The following is a 267-nucleotide window of genomic DNA, read 5'->3' as shown; positions in this document are numbered from 1 at the left end:
ACGACCGTGACCGCTGCTCCGGACCCCTCGAAGGCCGGACAGCCGGTCACCTACACCGTGCTCGTCAAGTCGACGACCGGGCTGATGCCGGACGGAACGGTCACTCTCACCGACAACGGCAACCCGGTCGGCACACCGAACGACGGAAACCTGACCCCGAACCCGGGCGCCGGCGGTGCGACCGCCACATTCACCATCGACTCCGCCACCGCCGGCCCACACACCCTGACCGCCCACTACGACGGCAACACCAACCTGAACGCCAGT

Annotated in this window: 1 protein-coding gene; it reads left to right on the top strand. The window is 68.2% G+C overall.

All coding sequences use genetic code 11. The features are described 5' to 3' along the window. Positions 1-267, top strand: a 267-nt coding sequence (locus tag AA75_RS37805; protein ID WP_149038616.1) for an Ig-like domain-containing protein, incomplete at both ends; no start/stop codon positions are given.

Source organism: Kitasatospora sp. MBT63 (genome assembly GCF_000710465.2).
Taxonomy (GTDB): Bacteria; Actinomycetota; Actinomycetes; order Streptomycetales; family Streptomycetaceae; genus Kitasatospora.
The sequence above is the reverse complement of the archived record's forward strand: the minus strand, read 5'-3'. Positions and strand labels throughout refer to the sequence as shown.